This is a genomic window from Pseudoalteromonas sp. (assembly GCF_041613455.1).
Classification (GTDB): Bacteria; Pseudomonadota; Gammaproteobacteria; order Enterobacterales; family Alteromonadaceae; genus Pseudoalteromonas.
In genome coordinates, this window is sequence record NZ_JBFJHD010000279.1 from 1 (window position 1) to 3,327 (window position 3,327).

Annotated in this window: 3 protein-coding genes; 1 reads left to right on the forward strand and 2 read right to left on the reverse strand. The window is 43.6% G+C overall.

What is annotated here, in order from left to right:
- Positions 1 to 85 precede the first annotated feature (85 nt).
- A complete protein-coding gene (locus ABYB02_RS15860) occupies positions 86 to 1,036 on the forward strand; it encodes a hypothetical protein (RefSeq protein ID WP_372763363.1) in 951 nt (316 codons plus the stop codon).
- Positions 1,037 to 1,068: 32 nt separating this feature from the next.
- Here the strand turns inward: ABYB02_RS15860 and ushA are convergent, their stop codons facing one another.
- Both ushA and ABYB02_RS15870 read right to left on the reverse strand, forming a co-directional pair.
- Positions 1,069 to 2,688, reverse strand: a complete 1,620-nt coding sequence (gene ushA, locus ABYB02_RS15865; protein WP_372763364.1) for a bifunctional UDP-sugar hydrolase/5'-nucleotidase UshA — start codon at positions 2,686 to 2,688, stop codon at positions 1,069 to 1,071.
- A gap of 89 nt (positions 2,689 to 2,777) precedes the next feature.
- Positions 2,778 to 2,957: a hypothetical protein gene (locus ABYB02_RS15870; RefSeq protein WP_372763365.1), complete on the reverse strand. Its 180-nt coding sequence runs from the start codon at positions 2,955 to 2,957 to the stop codon at positions 2,778 to 2,780.
- Positions 2,958 to 3,327 lie beyond the last annotated feature (370 nt).

A 3,327-nucleotide genomic window follows, 5' to 3' on the forward strand; every position in this document is an offset into this window, starting at 1 on the left:
AGCAGCAAACGCTGCATTACTATAAAGAGGCGCAATCGTTTTGGCAGTGTCAGGGTGATGTGGTCACCCGTAAGGGAGCGTTATTATGAGGCGCGCTTATTATCCTACCGTTATTGTGACACTATTGTGTTTTTTGCTGTTGTCAGCCGTGTTTAGTTACTCGGTGAATCATCAACGCCAGCATCTACAACAGCAGCAATTAGCGGCAGTAGAAAAGCGCGTGGCACTCGATTTACCTTTATTAGACTTGTCGAATGAATTACTTAAATATGCCAGTAACACCGCTTATATCAATAACTATGTTAACGAAATCAATCTACAATTGGATAACAGTGATTTCTTACTGTTAAATATTTTCGCTAATCAGGAGCTGCCGATTCAGCTTAGCACCACCCAGTTTTCGAGCCAGCTCGATACCAGTAACGGCGCTGTATACTTAGTGTTTGAGCAACAACAGCTGTCATGGAACTGGCTGTTCGGTTTTTATTACTTAGTTATTTTTATTATCAGCCTGGGGATAGGCGGGTGGTTTAAAGCGATAGCGACTGCAGAGCAGCAACAGGTGAAGCGGCTAACTAAAATACAACCACTGCAAACACACTGTGAGCCAAAATTAATTATCAACCTTAAAACTAAAAACGTTTCTATTAGTGAACAACCACAGTGCCAAGTAGCGTTAGCAAATAAACCGCTAAGCTTTTATTTAGCCCTGATTGAATTTTGCAGCAACAATGAGGACATAGTACTGAGTCACAATAAAGATGTACCCGATGAGCTGCTGACACTGGCGAATAAATACTTCGACCGTCTGGTGGAGTTAGGGCATATTATTCGCAAACGGCCAAACTTTAATAACAGCCTAGAAAAAACACTCAGCGAAATACGTGCAGCATTAGATGAAGTCCTTAATGACTACCCTGAACAAAAAGCAATATTTTATCCACCAAAGGCGTTTGGTGAAGGGTCGCGCTCGCGACTGCATAGCTACGCACTAGCTAATATTGATAAAGGGCAGCTGGAAATAATAGGCAAGTAAGGTGTTACTCACCTATTTAGTGTGCAATCAGGTTACTGCGGCGCAAACAGCGCAGCGTCAACCGGGCTGTGCTCAGCAAAAAAACGTTTTAGCGCATGGGAGTCGGTTTCATCTGTGCTCACAAACCCCGCTCGGTCAGTGAGTACCGGATAGCCGTCACCTCCCGCCGCATTAAAGCTATTAATACTCATGCGATAAGTTTTATTAGCATCAATCGCTTCGCCATTAATGAATACATTGACCAGTTTATTGTTGTGGTGCTCAAAGCGAATATTGTGATATTGCAGATAGGCACCGGAGTCTGGCGGAAAACGGCTGACAGTCGCTAAATATTGCCATAATTCATGCCCTTTAAAGTCGATATAGGCGACTTTGTTTTTAAACGGCTGCACTTTTAAAATGTCTTTATAGCTCACTTTACCCGCGGCAATGCTGTCGCGCACCCCACCACCACTTACTATACCAAAATCGGCGCCGGTGCTGTTCATTTGCGCTTGAATAATCACCCGCGCTAAATTAGTTTGTTGAAAGCGTACTTTGCTGCGATCGCCTTCGAGTCTTTGATTAACATAGCCTATTTGCCCCTCAATTTGTTGCGCGCCTTTCTCTTGAAACTTCGCTAGAAATGCCTGTAATTCTGGGTTTGGTGCAATGTAATCATTAGCTAACACCGCTGTGGTGGTGCCATCTGCGTGTGATTGTTCTATATATAAATTAACCGGTAATAGTTGATAATCGAGCAGGGTCAATTGGCCCTTTTCCAGTTTGAATTCAGCCTTACCAACATACTTGCCCCATTCATGGGCCTGCATGATCCAGGTGCCATTTTGACGGTCGGGTTGGCATGCGCGGCCGGGTTGAAAGTGTGCGTCGGTTTTATTGAGTGCGCGCATACACACCGGCTCTTGCGAGTGACCGCCAATGATCATATCCACGCTATTGTGTGGTAACGAACGAGCTAGTGTAACATCGCCTGGCGCGTTGATACCGTGATTGCCATCAACATAATGGCCCATATGAGTTACCGCAATGGTGATATCGGGGTTATAGCGCGCTTTAATTTTTTCAGTTAATTGTGCGGTAACCGCTACGGGATCTTGAAACTCTAATTGACTAATATACTCTGGGTTACCAATTTTAGCGGTGTCTGTGGTGGTTAAACCAATTACAGCAATGGTTAAGCCGTTTTTGTTAAAGACTTTATAACCGTCTACTATGTTTTCGCCACTGGCTTTTGAGACAATATTAGCCGATAAGAAAGGAAAAGAAGCCCATTGTTGCTGTTGTCTAAGTACACTGAGGGGGTTATCAAACTCATGGTTACCTAATGCCATGGCATCATACCCTATGTGCGACATACCCTTAAAGTCAGGTTCAGCAAATTGTAAATCAGACTCGGGAATGCCGGTATTGATATCGCCGCCCGACAGCAGTAATACTGCATGACCTTGTTTTTCAGCTTTAGCACGTATTGAGTCAATCAGCGTTTTACGTGCCGCCATACCGTATTCGCCTTTGTCATTGTGCCAAAAGCGGCCGTGATTATCGTTGGTATGTAGCACTGTTAAATACTGCGGTGCATCCAAGCTCGGCGGGAGAGAGCTGCAGCCGAGGACAGAAAAAGCAAAACAAAACAACAAGGTGATGCGCATAAAATACCTATATTAAAAAAGCCAGTTACGTTTTTAGGCACATAGTTTAACCAGTTTACCTACAAAACACACTTTTTTAGCTCAGCTAGTTAGCCACGGCGTAATTGTTTTGTGGCTGCCAATTCTCTGCGCTTTAATTCTGCGCTGGCATAGTGGGCCTTTTGATGCTTAGTACCTACCATCCAAGTCAAGAAACTTGCCGAGAGGCGGGTATACGGTTCGCCTTTATGTAAACCAAAATCACAAATGTGGTTATGCTGTTCCGACATTATTATTCTCCATTTACTAAATTGCAGGAGAATCATAACAAAAATAACACAATTTATAAGGGGCGTTGCCATTTAGTTGTTTTATGGCGACTTTACTAGCGTAAAAAGGGCAGTACTAGCATGGTCCCATACCAATATATAGCTAGGGGGCATAAAATGACTGCTGTTTAGCAGCTGAATTCGCGCAAAGCGTTATGTTGTGTAATTAAAGTGTAACTAACTTGGTTTGAATTGTATCAACCTTGAGTTAACTGTCGATTTTTCAGCTGCCGCGGCTTATTCTGCGGGTTGTCAAATAACAATAGGGAAGATGATGAAAAAACTACTTTTAGCGTCGCTACTTAGTGCGGTAAGTTTTGCCAGCTCGGCA